Source organism: Pseudarthrobacter raffinosi, assembly GCF_023913735.1.
Lineage (GTDB): Bacteria > Actinomycetota > Actinomycetes > Actinomycetales > Micrococcaceae > Arthrobacter > Arthrobacter raffinosi.
In genome coordinates this window covers 226,686-233,107 of the sequence record NZ_JAMXBH010000005.1, presented here as the reverse complement: position 1 = coordinate 233,107, position 6,422 = coordinate 226,686, and the positions used below count along the sequence as shown (strand labels likewise).

Annotated in this window: 6 protein-coding genes; 5 read left to right on the top strand and 1 reads right to left on the bottom strand. The window is 64.5% G+C overall.

Going from position 1 to position 6,422, the window contains the following annotated elements; translation table 11 throughout:
- Positions 1–86: 86 nt before the first annotated feature.
- The gene (locus tag NG698_RS06600; protein ID WP_252599427.1) at positions 87–1,037 is read right to left on the bottom strand and encodes a sugar-binding transcriptional regulator; all 951 of its coding nucleotides are present in this window, start codon (positions 1,035–1,037) and stop codon (positions 87–89) included.
- A 227-nt stretch (positions 1,038–1,264) separates the two neighbouring features.
- On the opposite strand from NG698_RS06600, the gene NG698_RS06595 reads away from it, so the two are divergent.
- The 5 genes from NG698_RS06595 (at position 1,265) to NG698_RS06575 (ending at position 6,328) form a co-directional block, all read left to right on the top strand.
- A complete protein-coding gene (locus tag NG698_RS06595; protein WP_252599426.1) occupies positions 1,265–2,614 on the top strand; it encodes an ABC transporter substrate-binding protein in 1,350 nt (449 codons plus the stop codon).
- A gap of 65 nt (positions 2,615–2,679) precedes the next feature.
- Positions 2,680–3,648, top strand: a complete 969-nt coding sequence (locus NG698_RS06590; RefSeq protein ID WP_252599425.1) for a carbohydrate ABC transporter permease — start codon at positions 2,680–2,682, stop codon at positions 3,646–3,648.
- Positions 3,645–4,562: a carbohydrate ABC transporter permease gene (locus tag NG698_RS06585; RefSeq protein ID WP_252599424.1), complete on the top strand. Its 918-nt coding sequence runs from the start codon at positions 3,645–3,647 to the stop codon at positions 4,560–4,562. The genes NG698_RS06590 and NG698_RS06585 overlap by 4 nt, the downstream gene beginning before the upstream one ends.
- Before the next feature lie 39 nt (positions 4,563–4,601).
- Positions 4,602–5,663 (top strand): NAD(P)-dependent alcohol dehydrogenase, encoded by a 1,062-nt coding sequence (locus tag NG698_RS06580; RefSeq protein WP_252599423.1) that lies wholly within the window; start codon positions 4,602–4,604, stop codon positions 5,661–5,663.
- Entirely contained in the window at positions 5,663–6,328 is a 666-nt protein-coding gene (locus NG698_RS06575; RefSeq protein ID WP_252599422.1) for a nucleoside/nucleotide kinase family protein, read from the top strand. The genes NG698_RS06580 and NG698_RS06575 overlap by 1 nt, the downstream gene beginning before the upstream one ends.
- Positions 6,329–6,422 lie beyond the last annotated feature (94 nt).

Below are 6,422 nucleotides of genomic sequence, written 5' to 3'. Positions count from 1 at the left end.
TGCCGAAGAGATGACGTCTCCGCTTTGGGCGTCCACGGCGAGGACTTTGCAGGACTGGGTGGAGGAATCCACTCCGATGACAACGCTCATTGACTATTTTCCTTATCGATCTGGTCATTCAGGGCTTTGGCCAGCGGCTCATCAACGATCAAGGTGGTGACAAAGCCGGCCCTGGCCACGGCCCGCACGGCGTCTGCCCGTGCCTTCCCTTGCGCTATGGCAATGACCTTCGGGGTCCGCTGCAGCTGCTTGATGGTGACGGCTATGATGCGCTCGTCCAGTCCGGATTCGACCGGAACTCCCGCTGAGTTCAGCAGCCGCCCTGAACATTCCGCTACGGCGCCGGCCAGCACCGCTTCCTCGCGCACCGCAGGATCCGCCCGTTCCCAGACCGTGGAGCAGCCGGGTTTCCAGGCGCCGATTGCCACCACAGCCAGGTCGAGGGAATCCGCCTTGGCCAGCGCCCCGGCAATCTCCGGCTGACGCAGCAGACCCGATGCCGTCGCCGGATCCTCAACCACCAGAGGTGACCACAGGGGCCAGGCCAGTCCGCCGCTCAAATGTGACAGCCGCTGGATGAGCTCAAGCGGATTGCTGTCTGCTTCGGCCGGGAGGGCACCCGCGAGCTGGACGATGTCGCACCGGGGAAGTTCTCCGACCAGCCGGGAGGCAACGTCCAGGGTGCGGGACCAGGAAATACCGAGGGTCCCGCCGGAGGGCGCCTGACGTGAGATTTCCACCGCCGCGGCCTTTGCCAGGATCCCGCGGGCCTGGATTTCTTCACCCACCGCGTCCACGACGATGACCTGGCGCACGTTCAGGGAAGTCTCAATTCGCCACACGTCCGCGCTCGAGAGGTGGGACGGAAAATGAACCTTGATCTCCACGATGCCCCTCTCGCGGGCTTCGGTCAGCAGCCGTGCGACCTGAAACCGGGAGAGGTCGTAGTTGGCCGCAATTTCCACTTTGGGGCGGTTCTCCAGGTAGTACTCCCTTCCGATGCGCGCCAGAAGCTCCTCATGAGATTGTTCGGGCATGTCGTTGCTCTTTCCACCGACTTAACGTTTGAGTCCGGGCTATTGCTCAAATGAGTATATATGACTAGAGTCACTTAACACATGAGCGGTTCCGGGTCGCTCAGATGTGCACATAGTGTTTTGAACGGGGCGGGGATGCCCCGACATCTGGGTCCTGGAATCCACGCAGAAGCCTGCAGACGGCTCAGACAGCGGTATCCCGACCTCATAAGAACAAAGGAGTCCTAATGCGACCCAAGTCCCGTTTGGCCGCAGTCGCGGCCGGCACTATTACTTTTGCCCTCGCCCTGTCGGCCTGTTCCGGCGCCGGTGGCGGCTCGGCGGCAGGCGATCAGAACAGCCTCAACGTCCTGATGGTCAACAACCCCCAGATGGAGGACCTGCAAAGGCTGACTGCAGATAACTTCACCAAGGACACCGGCATCAAGGTCAACTACACGGTGCTGCCGGAGAACGATGTCCGGGCCAAGATCAGCCAGGAGTTCTCCAGCCAGGCCGGGCAGTACGACGTTGCGTCGCTGTCGAACTACGAAATCCCGTTTTATTCAGCCAACGGCTGGCTGGCACCGCTCGACAATGTCGCGAAGGACGCGGAGTTCAACCAGGCGGACATCCTGCCGGCCTACACGGCATCCCTCACGGGCAAGGACGGCAAGCTTTACGGTGAACCGTTCTACGGAGAGTCCTCGTTCCTGATGTACCGCAAGGACATTCTGGACGCCAAAGGGTTGACCATGCCGGAGAAGCCCACCTGGGACGAGGTGGCCGACCTTGCAGCCAAGGCCGACGGTGCGGCGCCCGGCATGAAGGGCATCTGCCTGCGCGGCCAGCCCGGCTGGGGCCAGGTCTTCGCCCCGCTGACCACCGTGGTCAACACCTTCGGCGGCACCTGGTTCGATAAGGACTGGAACGCGAAGGTCAACTCCCCGGAATTCACCGCGGCGACCGAGTTCTATGTGGACCTGGTCCGCAAGCACGGTGAAGCCGGTGCCGCGCAGGCAGGGTTCACGGAGTGCCTGACCAACATGAGCCAGAGCAAGGTCGCCATGTGGTACGACGCCACGTCTGCTGCCGGTTCACTGGAGGCGGATTCCTCCCCGGTGAAGGGCAAGATCGGCTACGCCCAGGCCCCGGTGAAGAACACGAAGTCATCGGGCTGGCTGTGGACCTGGTCCTGGGGCGTGCAGGCAGCGTCGAAGAAGCAGGATGCTGCCGGGAAGTTCATCGCCTGGGCCAGCTCGCAGAAGTATGAAGAACTGGTGGCTTCGAAGCTGGGCTGGGCGAAGGTTCCGTCCGGCAAGCGCATCTCCACGTATGAGAACGCCGACTTCCAGAAGTCCGCCCCGTTCTTCAAGGCCGAACGGACCGCCATCGAAAACGCGGACCCCAAGAACCCCGGTGTCCAGCCGCGTCCCGCCATCGGTGTTCAGTTCGTCGGCATTCCCGAGTTTGCTGACCTGGGCACCACTGTCTCCCAAGGTGTCAGCTCCGCCATTGCCGGCCAGGGATCTGTAGCGGATGCACTGGCCAAGGGCCAGGAAGCCGCTCAGAAAATCGGCGACAAGTACAAGAAGTAACCAGCAACCCACCAAAGGTTCTGTGGCCCGCCTGACGGCGGGCCACAGAACCGCAGGAGAACATCATGACTACAGCAACAGCGCGCGTCTCCGGTCCCGGACACAGCGCATCCAAAACCTCCAAGAACGCCAGGTCGCGTGAACGCGCACTGGCCTGGGCACGGCGTGCGCCGCTGCTGCCGGCCCTGATCTTCCTCATCATCGTCACCCAGCTTCCGTTCGTGGTGACCCTCATCATTTCGTTCCTGAACTGGAACAGCCTCCGCCCGGACCAGACCGGGTTCGCCGGCTTCGACAACTACGTTCAGGTCCTCACCAACGCCGACCTGCGCCAAGCCATCTTCACCACCATCGTCCTCACGGTCTCCGTGGTCCTGGCCAGCCTCGTCATCGGCCTGGGACTGGCACTGCTCCTGGACAAGAAGTTCATCGGCCGCGGACTGGCCCGTACCCTGCTGATCGCACCGTTCCTCGTGGTTCCGGTGGCCGCCGCCCTCATCTGGAAGCATGCCCTCCTCAACCCCACCTACGGGCTGATCAACGGGATCCTGACCTGGATCTGGTCCCTGTTCGGCAGCGAAAACGCGCCCCAGCCGGACCTCCTGTCCCAAGCGCCCCTGATGGCCGTCATCGTGTCGCTGGTCTGGCAGTGGACGCCGTTCATGATGCTCATCCTGCTGGCAGGTTTGCAGTCGCGTCCCATGGACACCGTCGAAGCGGCCCAGATGGACGGCGCGAGCCCCTGGGGCATCTTCCGCCACCTCACCCTGCCGCACCTGCGCCAGTACCTGGAACTCGGTGGCCTGCTCGGGGCCATCTACATCGTGCAGAACTTCGATGCCGTCTTCACCCTCACCTCGGGCGGCCTGGGAACAGCCAACCTGCCGTACGCCATCTACCAGACGTTCTACTTCGCCAACGAATATGGCCTGGCGTCGGCCGCCGGCGTCGTGGTGGTCATCGGCACGATCATCGTGGCGACCTTCGCGCTCCGCACCGTATTCTCGCTCTTCAAGAAGGAGGCAGCACGATGAGCACCCTCACCCCGGCCGCACCCCGGAAATCCGTCCCCGGACCGACCGCCCTCAACACCGGTTCGCGTCGTCGCGGCAAGTCCCGGATGGACCCCACCCGCAACAATACGGCTGCCGGGATCGCGGCATGGCTGCTGGCCCTGCTCTTCGCGACGCCTGTCCTCTGGATGATCCTCACCTCGTTCCACTCCGAAACTGACGCCGCGACCAATCCGCCGTCCCTCGCTGCCAACCTCACCCTCGACGCCTACAAGGAGTTCTTCGGGGCGAGCTCGGGAGTCAGCCCCTGGCCGCCGCTGATCAACTCGGCCACTGCCTCGATCCTCTCGACCGTGCTGGTCCTGGTCCTGGCCATCCCGGCCGCCTATGCGCTGTCGATCCGGCCGGTGAAAAAGTGGACCGACGTGATGTTCTTTTTCCTCTCCACGAAGATGATGCCCGTGGTCGCAGCGATCCTGCCGCTCTACCTCTTCGCCAAAAACGTCGGCGCTTTGGACAACATCTGGTTCCTGGTCCTGATGTACACCTCGATGAACCTGCCCATCGCCGTGTGGATGATGCGTTCCTTCCTCGCCGAAGTGCCGGTGGAAATGCTTGAAGCCGCCCAGATCGACGGCGCCGGCCTACTCCTCACCCTCCGGAAGGTCGTCGCTCCCGTGGCGATGCCCGGCATCGCCGCCACCGCCCTGATCTGCTTCATCTTCAGCTGGAACGAACTGCTCCTGGCCCGCGTCCTCACTGGCGTGATGGCGGGAACCGCCCCGGTCTTCCTGACCGGCTTCGTCTCCAGCCAGGGACTGTTCCTCGCCAAAGTCTGCGCGGCCGCCGTCGTGATCTCCCTGCCGGTGCTGTTCGCCGGCTTCGCCGCCCAGGACAAACTCGTCCAAGGCCTCTCCCTCGGCGCCGTCAAGTAGCCGGCCCTCACCACTTTCGATTCTTAGAGGATTACTCCGATGACAACACCCACCGCACAGTCCCGCACCCTGGCGCACCCCGAACTGCCGGCCACGATGCGGGCCTCCGTCCTGAAACGCCAGGGCGAGATGGCCCTGGAAACCCTGGCCGTCCCGCAGCTTGAAGCCGATCAGGTTCTGGTCAAGGTCGCGGCCGTCGGCGTCTGCGGCAGCGACGTGCACTACTACGAGCACGGCCGGATCGGCGACTACATTGTGGACCACCCGCTGATCCTCGGCCATGAACTCTCCGGCCGGATCGCCGCCGTCGGAAGCGCCGTTGACCCGTCCCGCATCGGCAAGCGGGTCGCCGTCGAGCCCCAGCGGCCCTGCCGCACATGCAAGCAGTGCAAAGCGGGACGGTACAACCTGTGCCCGGACATCGAGTTCTACGCCACCCCGCCGATCGACGGCGCGTTCGCCGAATACGTGAGCATCCAGAGCGACTTCGCCTACGACATCCCGGAGAGCGTCAGCGACGAGGCAGCCGCCCTGATCGAGCCGCTCTCCGTCGGGCTCTGGGCCTGCGAACGCGCCGAGATCAGGCCCGGCAGCCGTGTGCTGATCGCCGGCGCCGGCCCGATAGGCATTATCGCCGCCCAGGCAGCCCGGGCCTTCGGCGCCACCGAAATCTACATCACCGACATCGCAGAAGACCGGCTCGCTTTCGCCCTGGAACACGGCGCGACCCACGCGCTCAACGCCAAAACCGACAGCGTGGAGGGCCTGGACGTCGATGCGTTCATCGACGCCTCCGGCGCGCCGCAGGCCGTCCGCTCCGGCATCAAGGCCGTGGGGCCGGCCGGCCGGGTCATCCTGGTGGGGCTTGGGGCCGACGACGTCGAACTCCCCGTCTCGTTCATCCAGAACCGGGAGATCTGGCTCTCCGGGGTGTTCCGCTACACCAACACGTGGCCTTTGGCCATCCAGTTGATAGCCGACGGCAAGGTGGATCTGGACGTCCTGGTCACCGGCAAGTTCGCCCTCGCCGAATCCGAGGAAGCGCTCAAAGCCGGCAAGCAGCCCGGCCAGCTCAAAGCCGTCGTCTACCCGGGCCGCTGATGGACCTCGCTGACACCGGACTGCCGGGGACCCGGGGGCCCCGGTCACCGGAGGCGGAACGGGCCGTGGCGGATCTCCGGCTTCGCCTCGCCGACGGGAACAGAATGCTGCTCGGTATCGTGGGAGCCCCCGGATCGGGTAAGTCCACCTTCTCCGCCTGCCTGCAGAAACTTCTCGGAGCCGGGTCCGCCGTCGTGGTGCCGATGGACGGCTTCCACTTGGGAAACAAGATCATCGACGGCACACCGCTCAGGGAACGCAAAGGCGCCATCGACACGTTCGACGTCGGCGGATACCTCTCCCTGTTGCAGCGCCTCGCACGGCGGGACGAGCACGTGGTCTATGCGCCCGATTTTCGCCGCACCATCGACGAACCGGTGGCCGCGTCCATTGAAGTACCCGCAGCCGTACCGCTCGTCATCACCGAGGGCAACTACCTCCTCGCGGAACTGCCCCCGTGGCAGCAGGTCCGGGCGCAGCTGGACGAGGTGTGGTTCCTGGATACACCCCGGCACCTGCGCCTTTCCCGGCTCGTGGACAGGCACATCCTCTTCGGCAAAGACCGCCCCGCAGCGCAAGCGTGGGCGGCCGGTTCCGACGAAACCAACGCCCAGCTGATCGAAGCCACCCGCCATGCGGCAGACCGGATCATCCCGTGGTCCTGACCCCTGCACAAGCAAGGAGGCAGTAAATGCCACCACCTGAAGCTCTTCCACCGGGCGTTCAGCCGAAAACGGCAGGCGCGGCTCCATCCCGGAC